Origin of the sequence: Rhodococcus sp. ACS1 (assembly GCF_002300155.1) — a bacterium.
GTDB lineage: Bacteria > Actinomycetota > Actinomycetes > Mycobacteriales > Mycobacteriaceae > Rhodococcus_F > Rhodococcus_F koreensis.
In genome coordinates this window covers 271998-291205 of sequence record NZ_NSDZ01000013.1, presented here as the reverse complement: position 1 = coordinate 291205, position 19208 = coordinate 271998, and the positions used below count along the sequence as shown (strand labels likewise).

The following is a 19208-nucleotide window of genomic DNA, read 5'->3' as shown; positions in this document are numbered from 1 at the left end:
TTGCCCTGACCTACCGGGCCGGATTCCTGCTCGCCGGCATCGTCGAATGGCTTAAATTATTGGGAGACATGCCCTAGGGCGGCGCAGGTTCGCCGCCGACTCAGGGCAGGATGATGGGACCGTGAACGACCGAACCGCAGCCGAAGTCGAGCGTGAGCTCGACATGCTTGCCTACGTCCGCGACCGCCTCCGGGCATCGGAGGGCACAAACTTCCGGATCCCGACCACCGCCGTCGACCTGGTTCTCGATGAGCTCAACAGTCTCGAGCAATCGCCGTGGGATCAGAGCTGATTCCGTCCGTGCACAATCGCGCTCGACGACGGGCGACTGATCTTCGCCGATCCCGAAGACCTGACCATCGACCCGAGCTCCCACCGCCCGACCATGATCCGGATCCGGCTGTGCGGACACCCAGCAGACATCGGGTGTGATCGGCGGCAGACAGCGCCGCCTGCGGATGCGTCCGAGGGGTTTCGGGAGGCGGGGGTTCTCGGTGTTTCGGGAGTCTCGATAAGTCCCGGTGCCCTCAGGAAATCGATGTGTCCTAGGCGCATTCCCGGCAGACCACCTGGGCAGCGTCGGCGAGGCGGCTGCGGTGGTGGACGAGGAAGCAGCTGGTGCAAGTGAATTCGTCCAACTTTGGGGGATGACGTAGACGGTGAATTTCTCACCGGATAGGTCGGCGCCGGGCAGTTCGAAGGATTCGGCGGTATCGGTGTCTTCGACGTCGACGACGAGTGACTGGGTGCCTTTCCCGGCTGGAGGTCAGCTGTTCGAGGGAAGTGTCCGTCTCGTCGGATTCGGTGACTGTCGGTGCATCGTAGTCGTGGCCATGGCTGTTTCGTCCTCATGCTCTGGGTGTTCGGATCCGCCAGGCCGCACCTAAAGTTGCTCGCCCCGCCTGGTGCGAGGTCAGTTCTACGGGTGTCCAAACGGGTCTACCCCGCCGGTCCCCGGGGATCGCGAGCGCTGGGGCGGATCCGTCAAGGCGCGACGAACGCACGACGCTCCGGTTTTGCGGCGCTGACTCTCACACTGACACAGACCCGCTGACGATCACAGGTCCCACAACCCCAGCAACGCGGACCTAAGGCCAGGGGAGCGGACGAAGTGGTCAGTCCGCAGCCGTGAGCCAGGGTGCCCGAGATCGGTCAGCGCCTTCTCGGCGTCTTCGAGGGGGAGCGGGGACAGGCCGGTGCGCAGGCGCAGGAAGTACAGAACCGCTCCACCGGACCGCGGGATCTTCATGGGGTCGGACACCACGACGGCCGGGGCGTAAATCCACTCGTCATCGGCGAAGACGATCACGTCGCCCCGCTTCACACCGCTGGGCCTGTCGAGGCGAAGCGATTCGAGCTGATACTTCGCCGCCGGGCCGCCGCGGCTGTGGTGCCGGCCCCGCTGCTCGTCGAGGACCTGTTGTTCGGTGCGGGTGGGTTCGTAGTCGACGGCGTGTTTGACGAACATCCGGGTCACCGGCGTCGGCAGGAAATTTGTCTCGGTGCGAACGCGGCCGGTGACCCCGGGCAGGGGGACCGCGCGGCCGGTCTCCCACTCGAGGATCGCGTCGTCGAGGAACACCTGATCGACCTCGGTGATCTCGTCGAGGCTGTCGATGAACTTCCGGACGGAGGCGATGATCTCGGGGTCGTCGGTGATGACCACGGCGTCGTCGGCGAGGGTGGAGTTTTCGGATGCGTTCGCCGACCCGATCACCGCCCGGGTGTTGGTCGCGATCACCTTGGCGTGCAGGGTCGGCGACGACAGCACCCGCACCCCCTTGTTCACGTAGTACGCGAGGGCGGCGGGGGAGGTGGCGTGCGCCCGGATAGCGGCCGTGGAGGCGTTGACGACCAGGACGTCCCCGGCGCGCAGCGGGAGCAGCTCGGGTGCGTCCTGGCCGAGGTAGCCGATCGCGGCGTACCGGGCGCCGCGAGTGCGGATGGCGCGGGTGATGTGCGGCCACGGGCTCGGCCCGTGGAAGGTGGTCCCCATACCGACAGACGGTAACCGCCGACCGGCCCGAATGCCGATGGTCCTGGTGGATGCCTGCTCAGTATCGGAGGCCGACGCTGTCCACGCCCGCTGTCCGCGCCCGCTGTCCGCGCCCGCTGTCCACGCCCGCTGTCCACGCCCGCTGTCCGCGCCCGCTGTGCACGCCCGCTGTGCACGCCCGCGGCGGGCTGGAGCGGGATCGGAAACGCTGCCCAACCCTAAAGAAGCTAATAACACCAAAAGCGGCTAAAGGTGGCGCTCCTACGCTGTAAGCACCACGACACCGGGAGAAGGCTCATGAGTTACGAAGCGATCTACGACGGAATCCGATATCCGCTCGCCGATGCGGCCGCCGCCCACGGCCTCGAGGAAGCTGTCCGGCGCATCTTCGAAGACAACGGCAACGGCGGATTCGTCGGTTTCGTCAGCCAGAACTCCACGGTTCGCCTCCTGATTACGCCGGCGACTCCGATCGCGATTCGGGGCAGCGACGAGCCGAACCCGAGCGTCATCTACCGCTGGTAGCCCGCCCCGCAGCCGACACCCCTGCGGGCCGTGACGGTGTGTCCGTCCTCGTGGATGAGTGGGTGTGCGCGAGACTTTCGGCAACTATCCACCGGTCAGCAGAAGGAGGGTATGGTGGCCAGCCTCATTCTCAACGGCATCACATACGACATCAGCCACACCAGATTCGAGGCCACCGCGAGCTGCTCACACGGTTCGCCGAGGGACACACCAGGGGAGTGACCATGTCCCTCACCCATGGCGGCGCTCGACACCACCTGATCAGCACACCCGGGGTGCCGATCACGCTGGTGGAATGACGGGTCGGCACGATCCGGGAGGATCGCCGCCTTCGGCTTCGCGTGGAAGCTGCGGTGGTCATGGAACCGCGCGTGACGGCTGCCCATCGGAACCGACGATGCAAGCTTGTCGGGAGTGGAGCTCCTCGCAGCTCGCTACCTTCGAGCGCGTCAGAACGGCCGCAGCAACCGAGTGCATTCGACCGAGGGGGCACCGAATCCGGGGTTGCCGGGGCCATGACGGTCTCCTCAGGTCGACGTGCCCGAGCAGTTCAATAATGCGCGGGTGCGGGGAGAGGTGGTCCCTTCGTGGGTGCGCGACTCGGCTGTTGCGATGACCGCGACCGCGGCGATCGGCGACCACGCCGTGTCGGCAGATGCCAACCGGCAGCCGCCCATGATGACTGCAACGGCGGCGATGCCTGCGGCCGTCGTGACAGCGACCGGAACCGCGACCGTCGCTGCACCGGTGATAACGGCGTCCTCGACGCTCCCCTGCACCGGTCGTCCCGGCGGCTCGAAGGTCACCGCCCCGGTGATGACCGCGTCCGCTGCGGCAGCCGCTCCGGGTCGGTCCGCGTCCTCGACAGTCCCCGCAGCCAAGGCAACGGCCACGGCTGCGATGAGCACGCCGACCGTGGCTGCTGTGCAAATGAAATCGATGAAGGCTCTGGTCTCATCCATGTACACCCCGAGCAACACCGCGACTGCGACGCAGACGACGCCGATGGTCGCGGCTACGACGACCTACCCGGATTCCGTCGTGACGTCGAATGCGATGGTCATCAACGGAGGCGGACCGGGACGTTCACCGTCAACGCTCGCCTGTACCAGACGAACTCGGCCACCGCGACGGCCCACCTCCGGAAGAACGGGGTGCAGAGCCGGCGGTGTGTGACGACGTCGCTCAGGGGGTGGTCTGTCTCGGCAGGACGTAGCCGAGTTTCAACAGGGCCCTGCGGAATTTCAGTTCGTGTTCGAGTGGGACCGCGAGATGGCGGTCGCCGATCGGGCGGCACAGGTTGCGGAGTGCGCGGTCGCGGGTGATGAGCGCGGCCAGTGCGTCATCGGTGCATTCGATCACCCGGGCGTGGCCGAGGTCTGTCAGCTGGGTGGCGCGGCGGGTGACATCGGTGAGGAGGGTCGTCAGCGAGCCGGGCAGCTCATGAGTGGTCCGCTGGGCGAGGAAGGTGGCGAGGTCCTCGAGGTTGCGGCCGGTATCGATCGCGGACAGCAGACTCGCGGCGGAGATGGTCCAGACCCGGTCCGCGGTGTGCGCGGCATAGGCGGACAGGAGAAGCTGATCACCGGGGGACAGGATTCCGGTGGCGACGACGTCGAGGTTGGGCAGGACCTTGAGCGCCGCGGTGGTCTCGTCGTCGGTGGGCCGGTGGTAGGTGTCGGTCAGGCCCAGGGCGTAGCAGCCCAGGGCGGTGAGTCGGATCGACTGCAGTCCGTCGTACCTGCTCAGCGCGTCCAGATCGTCGCCGCCCCAGTTGTCGTGGAAGTCCGATCGGGCGCCGGTGGGGTGGAGGTAGTCGAGGTCGAGCAGTCCCAGCGTGCCGGCGTACTCGAACAGCACCGCGGCCGTGTAGCGGCCCTCGAGGATCTCCCACCGGTGGTGGCCGTCGTAGCCCAAACTGCCGTAGTGGGAGTCGACGAGATAGAGCTTCCACAGCGCCATCTCGCTGCGGGCGACGGTGGGGCTCATCCCTTTCCGTCGCATGGTCGTGAATAGGGAATCCACGCTGATCCACTCGCCGGGTGGGCAGCTGGCCAATGCCTGCGCGACCGTCTGTCGGCGAGTCTTGGCCGAGGTGAGGACATTGCGTGCGCGCTGGCCCTTGATTGTCTCGAGTCGGCTGAACTCGTCGATCACCGCGTGGGTGAGCCAGCGCTGCCACAGTTGCCGGATGACCTCTGCCGGCGGCCGACGCAGGGCGGTGCGGCCCTTGGGGGTCAGGTGGAGGCGCCCGCCCTCGATCTTGGCGAGCCCACCGGCCTGGATGATCAGCGGCCACGCGAACGACGCGATCGGGTCGTGCAGGTAGAAGTCGCCGTGCGCGAGCTGAGAGCCCACGGCAGCGACCGTCGCCGCGGAGGGGCGGCGGGTCTTCTCGCTGCACCGCAGTTCACCCGCCGCGCACAGCTGCAGCACCGTGTGCAGGTTCAGCGAGGCTTCTTGCTCGGTCGCTCGTATCCGGTGCTCGCCGATCGCGCTCAGGGGTCCGGTGTTGCCGGTGTTCACACTCATGTCCTCGCCTACCTCAGCCAGTGGCGGTATGCCTCGATCCACTGCGCACCGGCGGGCGGAGGCGTCGGCAACGGCAGATCGAGGCTGGGGATGCGCTGTCGCGACCGGCCACGCGCGCAGATCACCACGATGTGTTCGTCGGCCAGGTCGATGCCCGACACGGTGACCTGGGCACCCAACACAGATGTCTGGAACGGCAGTTCGAGATGGTCGTCGAGCATGGTGTAGAAACCCGTGACGCATTCGCTGTCGTTGTAGCAGTCGACGGTGGCCTCGGCGACCAGGGCCGCGAGCGCCGCACGATTCGGTGACCTCACCGCGCCGAGGATAGCCGGACGCCGACCAGGCGTCCGGCCCGGTCCGCAGCAACGGTGCCACCCCGCCAGCTGAGAGCGGCGCGGTGGTTCACGCCAGCCCCAGGCCTCGACCCGTTCTCCACAACACAGCGCTCGTCCAGGTGGAGGAGCATCTCGATGCGCCACCAGTGTTGGGGAAGCTGATGATGACGCTGCTCATGCGCGTCACCTGGTTGCACCTGCTGGTGGGGGCGCCGGCAAGTGTGGGCTCAGCTATTCGATGGGCCTGGTGCGCCGCCGTGGAGAGGGCAGTTCCCGAGATGTGGTGGGTAGCCCCTCGTTGCGTGGGGCGGGGGACGCGCCTTGGAGTGGGAACATTGTGGGGCATTGGGTCGTGAGGGCCCCGACGACGTGATGCCTCTGATGACGTGATGCCTCTGGTGGGGATGAAGGCGTTACTCGGCGGAGGTGTCGCGTCCTGGTCCCTTCTGAGGGCGGTGTTTCGTCCTGAGGGCGGTGTTTCGTCGCGGCCGCTGGCGACGGGAGTCGCCACCGATGCGCAACGGCCGGGGAGTCAGCAGCTCGCGAGCTGGTAGCTCGGCAACGGATTCGAGCAGGCGAATCGCCACCAGAGGGTGCCTTATCGAAACAGGGTTTCATTACCGGGGTAACCCCGCCGCTGTCCCGGCTCGGCTTCGGGCTCCCGAAGCTGTCCAGGCGACATGTAGCTCGGTGAGATCAGAATGCTGCGATGCAATCTCGTGCTGCCTCGCGCGACCCCGCAGGCGCCAACTCCGGCGACTAATGTGCACAAGAGTGCACAAGCACGCTAAGATGTGCATATGAGGTCGTTGGAGAGGGTGGATTCGCTCGACGCGCTGCTGGCCAAGCATCACGTCGACCTCACCGCCCGCGAGATGCTTCGCGAACTCGACGCTGCACTCACCGCGGTACCCGCCGCGTCGGACACATTGTCGGCTGGAGAGATCGAGTTCCTCCGCACCCACGCCGGCGAGGGCGTCGGCGAAGTCCTCGACCAGTGGTCGTCGGTGGCCGAGATCCGCGCTCGCGCGGTGGAGATCGCGCGGCAAACCGTGACGGTGCTCGCGGATTCGTTGGACGTCAAGGAAGCGGCGGCGCTGCTCGGCATCGACAGGTCGGTGGTGTCCCGGCGGCTCACCGCGCGCACGCTGTGGGCGTTCGATCTGCACGGGCACCGCCGCATCCCGCGATGGCAGTTCGTCAGCGACGATGTCTTGCCGGGACTCAGTACTGTCGTGGCGGCCATCCCCTCGACCGCCAGCCCCGTGTCGGTCGCCGCGCTCATGCACACCTCACAACCCGACCTCGGCGACCGGACCCCGCTCGAGCATCTGGCCGCGGCGGCGGACCCGGCACCTGTGGCCGCGCTCCTGGAATCCCTCGACACCTGGTGAGCGGTCGGCACCCGAAGATTCCGCGGGCACCGCGGACCCCGCTCACCGTTGCCCCGGAGGACGTCCTGGCATACGACGGTGTGCTGTGGCGGATCCACCGCACCACCGGTCCCCACGTGGTGTCCTGGCGGACTCTGCGCACCACCGGTCCCCACGTGGTGTCCTGGCGGACTCTGCGCACCTACGGGCCGATCGCGTCCATGCGCTACGACCCGCACCCCGGCCCCGCCACGGCAGCGACCACGACCGGGGTCCTCTACGCCGCCTGCGATGTCGCCACCGCGCTGGCCGAGGTGTACCAGGCGACACGAACGATCGACACCACGATCGGGGCGCCTGCCCTGACCGGGTGGCGCCCGACCCGTCCCCTGAATCTGCTGAACCTCACCGAAACGTGGCTGATACGTCACCGCGCCTCGTACGCACTGCTGCACGGACCGCGCACTGTGTGCCGCACCTGGGCACGCACCATCCACCTGACATGGCCGCATCTCGACGGTCTGTACGTACCGTCGACCATGACCGGCCGTCCGAACGTCGTCCTGTGGAACCCCGCCGCCGACTCGTTCCCCACCGACCCCGAGTTCACTCGACCACTCGATCACCCGCGCGTGCGGCCGATCATCCGCACCGCCGCACGCACCATCGGATACGCATCGACGGTCTAACTCTGTCCCGGCCCGCACCGATCGGATTCGACTGGATCGTCGTCGCCGTGTTTGGTGCGGATCTCCGCCATCCCGAGTGCATACCGCACACCGCTGACCGTCGAGCAGGCTCTCGACGCCGCCTGAAGCCGGTTGGGTCAACCGTCCGCGGTCGTGCAGGCACCCGGTCGACACCTCGCCGCGCTACGAACCCGGTGGACACACGGGCACGGGCGGAAAACCCGCTCAACGACGCCCACCGTGCCGCCCTCGCCCTCGCCCCGGGAGCGGGACACGGTCGTCGCCCTTGGGCGACGACTCGCCGGGTTCGGTGCGTGGGCGGCAGCCGGAACTCTAGAGTCCCAATGCTTCCCGCAGTCGGTGCGCGCTCATCGCCCCCGGGCGCTCCTTCTGCGGGAAGGAGTCGAGCAGCCGGATCAGGTCGTCGCGGCGGGTGGGATCGGCGGCGCACTGGCGCGGTGTGTGATCACCGAGGGCGGGGATCGAGTCGTCGAGCCACTGTTGCTCGTATCTGCGGATGTGCTCGTCGAGTGCCGCCGCGATCGCGGGATCCTCGGGGTCGAGGTCGACGGGGTGTGTCGGCCGAACGTTTTCCTGCGCCTGAGCCATCAGCTCCGCTGCCGGCGTCCGGGTCTGCTCGCGCAGTCTCGCCCCGGGATCGGCGGCCCCCACGGCGTCGACCAGCGACTCGAACCGCGGCTCGTTCATCGCCTCGACCTCGAGCACCCAGGGTTCGGTGTCCCGGGCCAGGTTCAGCACGCCGAGCACACTGCCCTGCTCGGTCCAGGTCCACCGGTCTCCGGCGGCGGCGCCGAAGCGGCGACTGAGCCTGCGCCGGATCCCGGCGGTGTCGCCCACGTCGAACACGGCCCGGCACGCCACCATCGGATGCCCGTCGGTGGTGACCAGCTGCGGCGGCGCGAACCGGGCGCTGAGGAACTCGACCAGCTCCTCGGGGTCGGTGGATACCGAATCGAGCAACTCGATCAGCCGACCACGCTGCCCGGGCTCGATCGGTTCGATGCCGCCGAAGATCTGCATCGTGGAACCGGCGGGAACCACTCGGGCGCAGAAGAAGTCGCCGACCCGCAACTGCCTGCTGGCGGTCCGCTCGGTGACCTCCAGGCGGTCGCCGGTGCGCACGTCGCGAAGCGTCAGCCCCTCGCCCGGACGCACCGCCTCCACCTCGTGCACCGACCGCTCGGCGAGCAACCACTGCTGCGCGAGGAGCAGTTCGTCCGCCGGCAGCAGAACGCCGCGCTCGGCGACGAACCGCGCGAACGCTCCGCACTCGAACATCACCACATCCGCGACCAGCGGGTCGTCGAGCGCGTGATACAGCGCGAACGGATCGTCGTCGTGCGCGGACCGAATCTGGGCAAGCGAGATCAGCAGCGGCCGCCACTCGATGCCCTGCGCGAACGAGCCCGCCTTCTGGTACAGCCACCCAGCCCGCAGTTCCAGTGGGTGTTCGGCCTTGCCGAGGTGGCACGCCTTGTATTTGCGCCCGGATCCGCACCAGCACCGATCGTTGCGTCCCAGGTCCGGCCGGTCGACGGGTAGAAACATCTGGAGCAGGTCGTACATGGGTTCGCGATACGCACCCTCGACCCGGTCGAGCAGCCCGATCGCTCGCACCGCGTCACCACGATCGGACGCGAAGCGGGCCAAAGCCTCGAGCGCCTCGTCCCAGTTCGGGTCCACGGCCAGGGCCCGCTCGTAGTGCCGCTCGGCGTCCGCGGTCCGTCCGTCGAGTTCGGCCGCCTTGCCCGCCAGCCAATGCGCGGTCGGGGCGATCTTGCGGGGACCGCGGTCGCGGAGCACCGCGGCGGCCAGGCGCAGGGTTTCGGTGCCGGCGCGGCAGGTGGCGTACGCCTCGCCGAACGCGGCGCGGGCCGCGTTCGGGCGGGCGAGCCCGGCGAACCGGTCCCTCGCGCTCGTCACGACCGCGTCGACAGCGCGCTCGCGCTCGTCGTCGGGGGTGCGCTCGAGCACGCCGATCAGGGCGATGAACGCCATGACCGCTTCCGTCTCGTCGTCGGTGAGGTGGTGAGCCGCCGTGACCGTCGCGGCGTGCGCTTTCCCGCGATGGGCGGTGAAGTCGAATCCCCGGACCGCGATGTCGTCGCCGTTGCACACGTATCCGGCGTCGGTGATCAGGTCGCCGATCGGTGTGGTCGGCGCCGCGAACAGGGCCCGGTCGTCGGCCATCAGCTGCCAGATGATGGTGTCCAGGGGCTCGGGGCGGTCCATCGGCACCAGGTCGGCCAGCGCGACCGCAAGATCGGGTGCGGGTGCGGGTGGGGCCGCCGCGGCGGTGAGCCGCAGCTCGCCGTCGACGAAGGCGAGCGCGACCAGGTCACCGGCCCGGAATTCGACGAGTGCGTCCGGTTCGAGCAGCAGCGCCGCGTCCGTCGGCCAGTCGGGATCGTCGACGCCGCGCTCGTCGAACACGTCGTCGTCGAGGTCACGGAAGAGGGTGCTCAGCCCGCCTGCGGCCGGGTCGTGGTCGTCGAACGGCAGCAGGGGCGTCAGGTCCGGGTGGGCGTCGAGGATGCCGGACGCGATTTCCACGTCGGTGAGCCGGTGGGTGAGCACGCGTCCGGCGAGGAGGGCGTCGAGGGCCACGCTGCGACCGTCCGCCAGGTAGCCGAGCCGCGGATGGCCGATGTACTCGGCGAGTTCCTCCATGTCGGCGAGATAGCCGTGCCCCTCGGCGACCAGCCGCCGCGCCCATTCGTCGGTATGCATGGGCCCGTGCTCGCGGAGCAGGACCATGGCGGCTTCGGCAGTGGGATCTGTCGGATCGGTCACCGGGCCAGGGTATGCGATGTGTCCGCGCGTCTCGTCGAAAGGACCGTACTCGTCGCTAGGCGAGGGATTCGGCTGCGCTGCGGCGCAACAGTTCAACCAAATGGCGTCGCTGCGCCGCGCACGATTCCGTCAACCGATTGCCTGTCGGCAGCGACGAGCCCAACCCGACCGTCGTCTACCACTGGTAACCCCCGAACCGGCAACCCCCGTCGGGTCGCGACGGTGTGTCCGTCCTCGCAGAGGAGCGGTGTCCGCGAGACTTTCGGCAACGATCCACCGTCAGCAAAGGAGCTAGCGTGCCCAGCCTCATTTTCAATGGCGTCACCTACGGCATCAGCCAGACCAGGTTCGAGGCCACCCGGGAGCTGCTCGCACGGTTCGCCGAGGGACACACTCTGGGTGTGGCGATGTCGCTCACCCATGACGGCGCCCGGCACCACCTGTTCATCACCCCCGGGGTGCCGATCACGCTGGTGGAATGACGACTCCGCGGTTGTCGAGTCGTGACGGTTTCCTGCGCTGACGTGCCCGGGCCGTGTCTCCGGCGAGGTCGCCACCAGCGGCGTCAATCCCCGGCGGGAGGTAGCACCCCGGTCAGATCTTGGGCGCAAATCTGCGCGCAAACATGCCAGCGAAAATACCTGCAACAAGGCACGTAGTGGGTAGGGTGATGTCCGCGCACGTACACGGGCGGCACACCGAACACGAGTGGGTGGGGATGGCGAAGACAGGAAATTCCGGAGGCGGCGCCCGCCGCCGCCCGACCGGAGCCGGACGAGCCGCCGCGGGCTCGGCGAAGCGCGCTTCCGGTGCGGGAGACTTCGGTGGTCCGGGAACGCCGAGTCCGGAATTGACGGCGAAGCTGGAACCGCGGAAGGGACCGGCGAAGGTTCCGCTCAATACCCGCGTCCTGGCCTCGACGGAGGCCCGCTTGAACTGGCTGGTGAACAATCGCCAATCCACGGTGACCAACGTCGTGGACGTGGCCCTGCAGGAGTTCTTCGACCGCTACAGCGTCCCGCCGGCAGATCACGACGGCCGGATCACCGAGCAGGAGTCATGAGCAGTCCGTGGGAACAGATACCCCTGTTCGCACTGCCCGAGGCGACCGTGACGGCGTCCTCGGCTTCCACCGATGACGTTATCCCCGATGAGGTTGCTGTCTGCGTCGATGCTGGTGTCTGCGTCGCCGAAGATCGGGCGGATTCTGAGCCAGCTGCTGCCGCATACCCTGCATCGCCCGAGCGGTCGGATGTCGCCGAAGCCGACGACGCTCCGACCCCGCCGACTCCCGAGACGGACAGCGCTGCGGTGGACGGCGACGAAGTGGACGACGACGCGGCTGGCAGCGAAGAGGCTGGCAACGACGCGGCCGATCCGCCGGTGTGGGAGGCGCTGCCAGTGGGTGAGGAAGCCGATGGTCATGCGTTGATCGTGACCGCCGCCGGGACCTACACACCGTCCGGGCGGGAGTTGACCGGTCCCGTCGACTCCGTCGAGAAGCTGGACAAACTGATCCGCTGGGCCTCGCTGACACCATTGGGCGCCCCCGCCCAGATCTGGGTCGTCGGACAGGCCGCGTGCGAGCTGCTCGGGTGGATCATCGACCCAGGCAGCGAAGACGACGTCGACGACATGGAAGCCCTCCGAAACCGCGCCGCCCAGGAACTGACCGCCGTCCTGCACGCCACCCTCACCCCCATGCTGAACGCGGGCTGGGAGTTGCGCGGCGACCCCGGGCACGTGGTGCACCTGTCCCGCTCGATCGGGAACTTCACCTCGATGGTCGATGTGGTGATCGAACCGTACGTGTGGACCTACTGGAACAAGGACTTCGGTTGGCACAACCGCGTCGGTGACATGGGCATCCTCGGCTCACCGACGGCCGGAACGTATCTCCCGGACGACGACCTCCCGGCAGCACGGGAACTCGGTCGCCGGTTGGCCTGGTGCGCCAAGCACCTCGGGGTGCTCCCGGGACCAACGCCCGCGCGGACCGGCGCCGCCCTCGTCGACAAAATCAAGCGGGAACGCACCCGCAGCGGCAAAGGCATCGTCGTCACCACCCCCGGTTCGGTCCCACCGCTGGACGGCGCGCCGCGGGGAGATCTCGAACCCGCTGTCGGCTGGACCCGAGTACCCGACACGGAGGATCTCGACGGCACGAGCCGGTTGGTGTCCATCGACCAACGGGCCGCCTACCTGGCCTCGGCCGGCATGCTCGAATTCGGCTACGGGCAACCTCAGCACTTGACCGGCGGGGCGGCGGCCGCTGCGGCGGTGAGGGACAAGGGTGCCCCGTTCGGCCTGTGGCGGATCACCCTGCCGCCCGGGCAAACACTGTCGCTGCCCGAGAAACTCCCGTTGCCGCACCCGCACATGCTCGCGGACCAACCGGTGCAGACGTGGGTCACCTCGGTCAGCCTCGACGCCCTGCGGGAACCGGTCGCTGATGGGGGGATCGGCGCCGATCTCGACGACTTGGACATCACCGAGGCCTGGGTCTACCCACAACAGGGCCGGACGCTGGACAAGTGGGCCAAAATCCTGCGCGAGGCCCGCAAGACGGCGGTGGACACCGACGACGACGCGACGAAACGGTTCGTCGGCTCCTGCTACAAGGGCTACATCGGGCGGATGGTCAACCCGGACATGTGGACTGCGAAGCAGATGCAACACCACCACCAGCCTTTGTGGCGGGCGGCGATCATCGCGCACTGCCGGTGGCGCGGCCGCCGCGTCGCGATGCGGATCGCCCGCGAACACCATCGTTGGCCGGTCCGCACCGTCACCGACTCCTGGGTGTACCTCCTCTCAGGCGGTGAGGACATCGCCGACCCGAGCGAGGCGCTGGGGAAGATGTCGGTGGAGAAGGACACACTCCTCATCGACACGCTCCTGTCGGACCTCGCGTCGGCCCAGGACGTGCACGAGGTGAATCTGGCGATCAAGGCGGCCTTCGCCGACGAAGACGAGGACGAAGGGGAGGGAGAGGTCTGATGGCCCTGCATCTTCCGAAGCCGCGCACCAAGAAGCCCGCGCAGGAGGCGGTCGGTCTCGACGGCCTCAAGGTTTCCGTCGCCAACGCCGCGACCAGCGGTGTCGAAAAATCCAAGCAGGTCAAGAGCGGGGGACTGGCGGGGCTGACCAGCAAGGTCTCGGTCAAGCAGCTGCGCAAGGAGCTCGGCAACGAGGGCCTGCGGCAGGCGGCCATCGATGCCGGCCGCACACCCCCATCTGCTCGCACGTTGCGCCGGTGGGCGCAGCAAGGCCGCATCCCCCACCCGGACGTCCTCAAGCGAGCCCAACGCCGCGCCGCGATCGAACGCCTCGGCGGCGTCGACGCCGTCGCCGCCAAGATCGGCCGCTCCCGCTCCGCCGTCTCCCGATACCGCTCCGGGGAAACCAACGAGCTGCGAGCGGACGCCAGCAAGAAACTCAAAAACGTCAAGGCACAGGACATCATGAAACGCGCCGGCGTGCTGCGCCCGGACGGAACACCGAAGAAGGCCGTCATCCGCGTCAAGGGCGGAGTCATGGTCCGCAACGGTGCCGACGAGGGATACGACTACCGGGTCCGGACCCTGGACTTCGCGAACTCGGACACACCGTTCACCAGTGAGGAGTCCCGCGAACTCGCCGCCGCACTGGCCAACGACGATCACGCCCGCGTCGTGGCACTGCTGGAGCGGCACGCCACCCTCGACTACCCAGAGAACAAGGGCTTCGACAAGTACAGCGACCAGTTCGGATTCCACTTCGACCACATCGACTCCGTCCACATCGACTGGATCTAAAACGCTGGGGGACCACCCCCACCGGCCCGCCGCGGCACGGGTCGGGTGGCCCTTGTTCCATCGCAGGTGAAAACACCCGACTCCGGCCCATTCTCGCCGGTCAGCGCCCGAAAGAGGAGCGGGGGCACCCCGACACCCCGTTGAGGGGAAACGCCGAAATGGGTGAATGTAGGCAGCAGTGTCCCTTCCGGTAATCGAGGTGCCAATGCCCGCCAGACGTTCGAGGACCCGTCGCACGGTCGCACTGATCGCCACTGCGACCGTCGTCGTCGGCGTCGCTCTTACCGCACCCGCGATCGCCAACGCCGCCCCGACCAACTGCGCGGCGACATTCAACCTGCTCATCCCCGGCACCTGGGAGACCGACGAGAACGCCGACCCGAACAGGCCGGTGGGCATGCTCGCCCCGGTCGCGGCGGCAATCGAGGCACAGAATGGTGCTCGCGCGCAGATGTACACGCTGCCGTACATGGCGTCCGCGTTCGACAACGGCCACACCTACGCCGACAGCAAGACCGACGCGGTCGACAAGGCCACCGCCGTGTTGACGTCCTACGCCGACAAGTGTCGGGGCGCGAAGATCACGATCACCGGATACTCCCAGGGTGCAGACGCTGCAGGCGATCTCGCGTCGGCGATCGGAAACGATCAAGGACCGGTCGATGCGGACCAGGTCCTCGGGGTGGCACTGATCGCCGATCCCGGTGCCGGCACGAAGGGCGCCGCAACGGTCGGACCGAAGACCTCCGGAGAGGGGATCGCCGGTCCCCGGTCACAGGGCATGGGCACACTGGCGGGGCGGGTCGCCTCGATCTGCGATCCGAACGACCTGTACTGCTCGATCCGCAAGGGCGCCAACCCCTTCCTCGGATCGCTCGGGTCGATCCTGTCGAAAACCCCCAGTAACCCCAGCTCCGGTGCCAGCTCCGGTGCCGGTGCCGGGGGAGGGAACGCGGCGGTCGCTACCGCGCTGACCTCCGATTTCAGTGGCGCAGACCTGCCCGGTCTCGGATCGACTGTCGACGCGCTCGGACAGCAACTGTCCGGCACCGACACCGGCGGTTCCGTTGATGTGAACCAGATTGCCGACACCGCGACCTCACTGTCCAAGACCCTCACCCCACTGGCCGACTTGTTGCAGTCCGGGGCCGCGAACACCGCTGCCACCGCGGGCCTGGCCGCAGCCCCGGTGGGCGCACCGGAAAACGCGGCCGCACAGGTCCTCACTACAGCCAGCCGAGCGGACCTGTCCGGTGCACTCGACTCGGTGGCCACGATCGCGAACACCGCAACCAAACTCACCAATAATGGCGCCACCACCCTGCCCGCCACCGCACCCGAAATCTCTCAACTCGCGGGCACCGCCGCGACGCTTGGTAGCCAGATCGCACCCGTCGCCGCCACCCCGGCAGATGCCCTCGAGGCCGCGTCGAGCGTGCTGTCGGTCCTCAAACCGACAGTCGTCGTCGACCAGGCACTGAACGTCGTCACCGGCGTCACCGCCCTCGATATACCAGCGATCCTGAACAACCTGATCGTGCTCCCACAAAGAATTGCCGCCGGCGATGTCCGCGCCACCCGCGATACCGCCCGAGAGCTGAACGTGCAGTTCGAGCCCATGGTGAAGATGGCCGCCGGTGTCGACTTGAAGTGGATCTCCCACATCCTCGCGATCATCCCGGACCCGTCCGGCTACACCCAGATCGCGGCGCTGGTCACCAGCATCCTCGGCAACGTCGACGTGATCAAGCTGGCCAATATCGCCGGTCAGGCGCAGGAAATTGCGTGGGCCGCCGCGGACAAGCTCTTTCCCCCGCCCGGGGTGCTACCAGACCCGGTCGGTGCTGCCGCGCAGACCACGGCGTTGATCCCACTCGGCCTCGACCTCGCCTCGGTGGCCGCGAACATGCTCACCGGCACAGCCGGTAAGACCGACCCCGCGCTGCTCGGCAAGCGGGCCAATCCCGTCGGGAACGCGATCACCACGCAGGCGCAGACCCTCGACCTCGCAGCACTCGCTGGGTCGGTGTCGACGATGACGCAGTCGCAGGGGGCCGAGGATCTCGCCCACGTTGTCGGCGAGGGCCTGAACGCGGCCAGCTTCTTCGCCTCCGGTGCGCACCAGAGCTACCAGAACCTGGTCGTCGACAACGCCGGCCGCAACGCCATCCAGTGGGTCTCGGATTGGCTGAACCTGCAGATCACCCGCGCCGCCTGACAATCCGGGCGCGTCCCGGGAGGAAAACCTTCCGGGCTTCATCATCTCACGGCCGACGTCGCCGCAGTTCAAGTCACCGCCTTGGCGTTGACGTTACGCCCGAGAACCTGCAATTTCCCAGTCGAATAGGAGCACCGGAAAATTGGCCCCTCGAACGCACCGCCCGACATCCTGCTGGGTGACCTGCCCGCACTGCGGCGGCAAACGCACCTACTTCACCCGCAGGGCCGCCCGCGCGGCCGGCGCCCACCGACACCATGCCGGTCACGTCGGTTTCCACGTCGGGCACCGGCCAGAGGGGTTGGGCCGCGGCCACATCGACCGGGATACCCTCGCCGACAATCAGCGGACCCCGTTCCTCGAAGGACCGTCCGCGGACGGGGGTGCGCGGTGACGCTGATGAACGCCAAGGGATCACCTACCATTCCGATCCCACTCGATGCCGGTGACAGGATCCGCTTCGGTCTCGAACCCCGCCGCCCCTTCACCGTCCGCGCAATCTCGGAGCACTTCGTCATCTGCACCCGCCAACGCGACTTCGCCACCCAAGGTGACTTCGTCTACACGGTCATCGACTGGCGGAACGGAATCCGCGGCCCGATCAACGTGATCGGGCAAAGCGCGGACGTGAGTACCGTCGAGCAATGCCACGACCTCCTCAACGACCTCGAAGCCGGCCGGTGGGAAATCAACCACCGCAACCGCGTCCCACTCGACATCCTCGACCGAGACCAGTCATGACAGAGCACATCCCCGAGAGCCCTCTCGCGCTGCTGCTGCTCTACATCGCTGGCGCCGTAGCGAAGTCCACCGAGCTTGTCCGCGAGTGTGTCCGATGCGTCGCGGGCAGGAACCTGTGGTGTGCTCACTGATTTTCAGAGGTCCCACAACGCCAGCAGGGCATCCGGAGGATGGGGGAGCGGACGAAGTGACCACTGCGCAGCCGTGACCCGGCACGCCCGAGGTCGGTGAGCGCCGTCTCGGCATCGGTGAGGGGAAGCGGGGACAGGTCGGCGCGGATACGGAGGAGAACAGCACCGCACCACCGGACCGCGGAATCTTGATGGGGTCGGACACCACAACAGCAGGCGGGTAAATCCACTGGTCGTCGGCAGAGACGAAGACGAGCACGTCGCCGCGCTTCACGGACGCGGGTTTGTCGAGGCGGAGCGATTCGAGTTGATACTTTGCGCCGGCCCGGCCGTGGTCCGCTGCCGCGCCCGGCGCTGCTCGAGCACCTGGTGTTCGGCGGGGGAGGGTTCGTATCCGACGGCATGCTTGACGAACATCCGGGTGACCGGGCAGGGCAAAAACTCCGTTTCCGGGTCGCGGATTCTGCCGCTGACGCCGGGGATCGGCACCGCCCGGCCGATCTCCCACTCCCGGGCGGTTGTCGATGAATACCTCGTCGACCTCAGTGATCTCGTCGATGCCGTCGATGAACTTCCGCACCGAGACAACAACCTCGGGGTCGTCGGTGATGCTGACGGCTTCGTCGGCGAAGGCGGAGTTCTCGGATGCATTCGCCGAGCCAATCAACGCTCGCCGGTTCGTGGCGATCACCTTCGCATGCAGGGTCGGGGACGACAAAACCCGAACACCCTTGTTCACGTAGCACACGAGTGCGGCGGGGGACGTGGCGTGTGCGCCCGGACCGCGGCCTTGGAGGCGTTGACGACCAGCACGTTCCCGGCGCGCAGTGGAAGCAGGGCGGGCGCGTCCTGGCCGTGGTAGGCGATCGCCGCATAGCGGGCGCTGCGGGCGCGGATGTGCGGGTGATGTGTGGCCACGGGCTCGGCCCGTGGAGGGTGGTCCCCATACCGACAGACGGTAACGGGCCAGGCCCGCCGGAGCGCGGGAGTTTGGACCGGATGGTCGAGGACACGGGATCTGGTGGACGACCACTGGGCGCGGCAGCTCGGCAGCACAGGTAATGGAGGACGGTGGTCAGTGTCACAGCCGGGCCTCCGTTGGGGATTTACGTCCGGGCGCTTCGCGGTCATTGATAGCACGCATCGCTAGCGTAGCTAGCGCGCCCCGGGTGTACCTGTATGCGGATGAGGGCATCGCCGGCCATAGCGAGGCGCTGGGAGAAGGTCGGTGGTGAAGGACGTGGTCCTCCCGGCACGGTGTTTGTCCGCTTTCGCCTCAGCGAGGGACGTGCCTGAGGTGAAGCTGACGTTCGAGGGAGCCGCAGCCGAAGAGGCCCAGGGAAAGTCTGATGGCCCTGCATGTTTCGGCCGAAATGCGGTCCACATGTGCGTCCGCCACCACTGTCCACCGGAGAGCGGTCCGAGCTGGCAGGGGTAGGGGTGGCTATCCGACGGGTTGTGCTGCTGTTCGTGGTCCCCGGGGGCGTGGGCCGGGGGAGACGCCCAGGGCGGCGAGTGGACGACGCTCGTCGTCGGGCAGGGCGTTGGCTCGCCATTTCTTCACCGCCCGGTAGAGCCACTGGCCGAGATGTTCACCGTCGGCGGTGACGTAGTTCGCGGGAACGAGTGCGTCACCGTGCTCTTCGCGGTAGGCGGCAATCTCGGAGAGCATTCGTCGCCGCTTGCAGTCGGCGAATGATACGGCGGGAAGGGGACGGTCGTCGTCACTCCACACGAATCCGATCGCGTCGAGTTCTGCAATGCGGTGGGGCGGCAGGGTGCCGAGCATGCGAGCAACCCGCTGACGGTCCTGCCAGCGCCCCAGTCGGAAACCGCATTCGGTGACGTACTCGGTGGGGATCGTAGTTCGAGGGTGACGGCGACGAAACGCGGCGTAGAGCTGCAGTGGGGAAGCCGAGGAATGGTTATCGCGCATCGCGATCACATCCTTGCGATAGTCACACGTCGTCCCAGTAGTCATCACCTCAAGTATGTCAACCAGTTTGACGATCTATCACGGACGTCGAGCCGTGTTGGATAGAAAATTGTGCGCA

General features: G+C 67.6%; 17 protein-coding genes and 3 pseudogenes. 12 read left to right on the top strand and 8 right to left on the bottom strand.

Translation table 11 applies throughout. The annotated features are described in order from the left end of the window. Positions 1-121 precede the first annotated feature (121 nt). Entirely contained in the window at positions 122-292 is a 171-nt protein-coding gene (locus CJ179_RS51960; RefSeq protein WP_162850281.1) for a hypothetical protein, read from the top strand. 253 nt (positions 293-545) lie between these two features. Here CJ179_RS51960 and CJ179_RS47615 read toward each other — a convergent pair. After that, positions 546-827, bottom strand: a pseudogene (locus tag CJ179_RS47615) (DUF4193 domain-containing protein); the annotation flags it as partial. A 230-nt stretch (positions 828-1057) separates the two neighbouring features. Next, positions 1058-1996: a phospholipase D family protein gene (locus tag CJ179_RS47610; protein WP_095866133.1), complete on the bottom strand. Its 939-nt coding sequence runs from the start codon at positions 1994-1996 to the stop codon at positions 1058-1060. 297 nt (positions 1997-2293) lie between these two features. Between CJ179_RS47610 and CJ179_RS47605 the strand changes: the two genes are divergently transcribed. Beyond that, on the top strand, positions 2294-2521 hold the full coding sequence (locus tag CJ179_RS47605; RefSeq protein WP_061043295.1) for a hypothetical protein: 228 nt from the start codon (positions 2294-2296) through the stop codon (positions 2519-2521). 378 nt (positions 2522-2899) lie between these two features. Continuing rightward, positions 2900-2980 (top strand): annotated as a pseudogene (locus CJ179_RS54340) (ParA family protein); the annotation flags it as partial. 68 nt (positions 2981-3048) lie between these two features. Here the strand turns inward: CJ179_RS54340 and CJ179_RS47595 are convergent. From CJ179_RS47595 to CJ179_RS47585, 3 genes are all read right to left on the bottom strand, one after another. Further along, positions 3049-3483, bottom strand: a complete 435-nt coding sequence (locus CJ179_RS47595) for a hypothetical protein (RefSeq protein WP_143048827.1) — start codon at positions 3481-3483, stop codon at positions 3049-3051. 223 nt (positions 3484-3706) lie between these two features. Continuing rightward, positions 3707-5053: a helicase-associated domain-containing protein gene (locus CJ179_RS47590; protein WP_095866131.1), complete on the bottom strand. Its 1347-nt coding sequence runs from the start codon at positions 5051-5053 to the stop codon at positions 3707-3709. Positions 5054-5061: 8 nt separating this feature from the next. After that, complete coding sequence (locus CJ179_RS47585) at positions 5062-5370, bottom strand: calcium-binding protein (protein ID WP_095866130.1); 309 nt, start codon at positions 5368-5370, stop codon at positions 5062-5064. Between the two features lie 821 nt (positions 5371-6191). Between CJ179_RS47585 and CJ179_RS47580 the strand changes: the two genes are divergently transcribed. Then, on the top strand, positions 6192-6785 hold the full coding sequence (locus CJ179_RS47580; protein ID WP_061043290.1) for a helix-turn-helix domain-containing protein: 594 nt from the start codon (positions 6192-6194) through the stop codon (positions 6783-6785). Then, positions 6782-7453: an RES family NAD+ phosphorylase gene (locus tag CJ179_RS47575; RefSeq protein WP_095866129.1), complete on the top strand. Its 672-nt coding sequence runs from the start codon at positions 6782-6784 to the stop codon at positions 7451-7453. The genes CJ179_RS47580 and CJ179_RS47575 overlap by 4 nt, the downstream gene beginning before the upstream one ends. A 333-nt stretch (positions 7454-7786) precedes the next feature. Here CJ179_RS47575 and CJ179_RS47570 read toward each other — a convergent pair whose 3' ends face one another. Beyond that, positions 7787-10267, bottom strand: a complete 2481-nt coding sequence (locus tag CJ179_RS47570; RefSeq protein ID WP_095866128.1) for an SEC-C domain-containing protein — start codon at positions 10265-10267, stop codon at positions 7787-7789. Positions 10268-10563: 296 nt separating this feature from the next. Here CJ179_RS47570 and CJ179_RS47565 point away from each other — a divergent pair, with 296 nt between their 5' ends. From CJ179_RS47565 to CJ179_RS47535, 7 genes are all read left to right on the top strand, one after another. After that, positions 10564-10749: a hypothetical protein gene (locus tag CJ179_RS47565; protein ID WP_005572022.1), complete on the top strand. Its 186-nt coding sequence runs from the start codon at positions 10564-10566 to the stop codon at positions 10747-10749. A 188-nt stretch (positions 10750-10937) separates the two neighbouring features. After that, the gene (locus CJ179_RS47560; protein WP_095866127.1) at positions 10938-11330 is read left to right on the top strand and encodes a hypothetical protein; all 393 of its coding nucleotides are present in this window, start codon (positions 10938-10940) and stop codon (positions 11328-11330) included. Further along, positions 11327-13267, top strand: coding sequence for a hypothetical protein (locus tag CJ179_RS47555; RefSeq protein ID WP_095866126.1), 1941 nt, complete (start codon positions 11327-11329; stop codon positions 13265-13267). Before CJ179_RS47560 ends, CJ179_RS47555 begins: the two co-directional genes overlap by 4 nt. Beyond that, a complete protein-coding gene (locus CJ179_RS47550; RefSeq protein WP_095866125.1) occupies positions 13267-14064 on the top strand; it encodes a hypothetical protein in 798 nt (265 codons plus the stop codon). The genes CJ179_RS47555 and CJ179_RS47550 overlap by 1 nt, the downstream gene beginning before the upstream one ends. 205 nt (positions 14065-14269) lie before the next feature. Further along, a complete protein-coding gene (locus CJ179_RS47545; protein WP_095866124.1) occupies positions 14270-16282 on the top strand; it encodes a cutinase family protein in 2013 nt (670 codons plus the stop codon). A 142-nt stretch (positions 16283-16424) separates the two neighbouring features. Beyond that, complete coding sequence (locus CJ179_RS47540) at positions 16425-16676, top strand: hypothetical protein (RefSeq protein ID WP_095866123.1); 252 nt, start codon at positions 16425-16427, stop codon at positions 16674-16676. A gap of 5 nt (positions 16677-16681) precedes the next feature. Continuing rightward, the gene (locus CJ179_RS47535; RefSeq protein ID WP_257016283.1) at positions 16682-17023 is read left to right on the top strand and encodes a hypothetical protein; all 342 of its coding nucleotides are present in this window, start codon (positions 16682-16684) and stop codon (positions 17021-17023) included. A gap of 134 nt (positions 17024-17157) precedes the next feature. Here the strand turns inward: CJ179_RS47535 and CJ179_RS47530 are convergent. Both CJ179_RS47530 and CJ179_RS47525 read right to left on the bottom strand, forming a co-directional pair. Then, a pseudogene (locus CJ179_RS47530) lies at positions 17158-18101 on the bottom strand (phospholipase D family protein). Between the two features lie 497 nt (positions 18102-18598). Further along, complete coding sequence (locus tag CJ179_RS47525; protein ID WP_095866154.1) at positions 18599-19090, bottom strand: helicase associated domain-containing protein; 492 nt, start codon at positions 19088-19090, stop codon at positions 18599-18601. Positions 19091-19208 lie beyond the last annotated feature (118 nt).

Bases quoted from the DNA above. Each gene is read 5' to 3' on its own strand.
- CJ179_RS47580 (WP_061043290.1), top strand. From the start codon at position 6,192: ATGAGGTCGTTGGAGAGGGTGGATTCGCTCGACGCGCTGCTGGCCAAG.
- CJ179_RS47590 (WP_095866131.1), bottom strand. From the start codon at position 5,053: ATGAGTGTGAACACCGGCAACACCGGACCCCTGAGCGCGATCGGCGAG.
- CJ179_RS47555 (WP_095866126.1), top strand. From the start codon at position 11,327: ATGAGCAGTCCGTGGGAACAGATACCCCTGTTCGCACTGCCCGAGGCG.
- CJ179_RS47525 (WP_095866154.1), bottom strand. From the start codon at position 19,090: ATGCGCGATAACCATTCCTCGGCTTCCCCACTGCAGCTCTACGCCGCG.
- CJ179_RS47535 (WP_257016283.1), top strand. From the start codon at position 16,682: ATGAACGCCAAGGGATCACCTACCATTCCGATCCCACTCGATGCCGGT.
- CJ179_RS47560 (WP_095866127.1), top strand. From the start codon at position 10,938: ATGTCCGCGCACGTACACGGGCGGCACACCGAACACGAGTGGGTGGGG.
- CJ179_RS47610 (WP_095866133.1), bottom strand. From the start codon at position 1,996: ATGGGGACCACCTTCCACGGGCCGAGCCCGTGGCCGCACATCACCCGC.
- CJ179_RS47605 (WP_061043295.1), top strand. From the start codon at position 2,294: ATGAGTTACGAAGCGATCTACGACGGAATCCGATATCCGCTCGCCGAT.
- CJ179_RS47550 (WP_095866125.1), top strand. From the start codon at position 13,267: ATGGCCCTGCATCTTCCGAAGCCGCGCACCAAGAAGCCCGCGCAGGAG.
- CJ179_RS47545 (WP_095866124.1), top strand. From the start codon at position 14,270: ATGCCCGCCAGACGTTCGAGGACCCGTCGCACGGTCGCACTGATCGCC.
- CJ179_RS47595 (WP_143048827.1), bottom strand. From the start codon at position 3,483: ATGGATGAGACCAGAGCCTTCATCGATTTCATTTGCACAGCAGCCACG.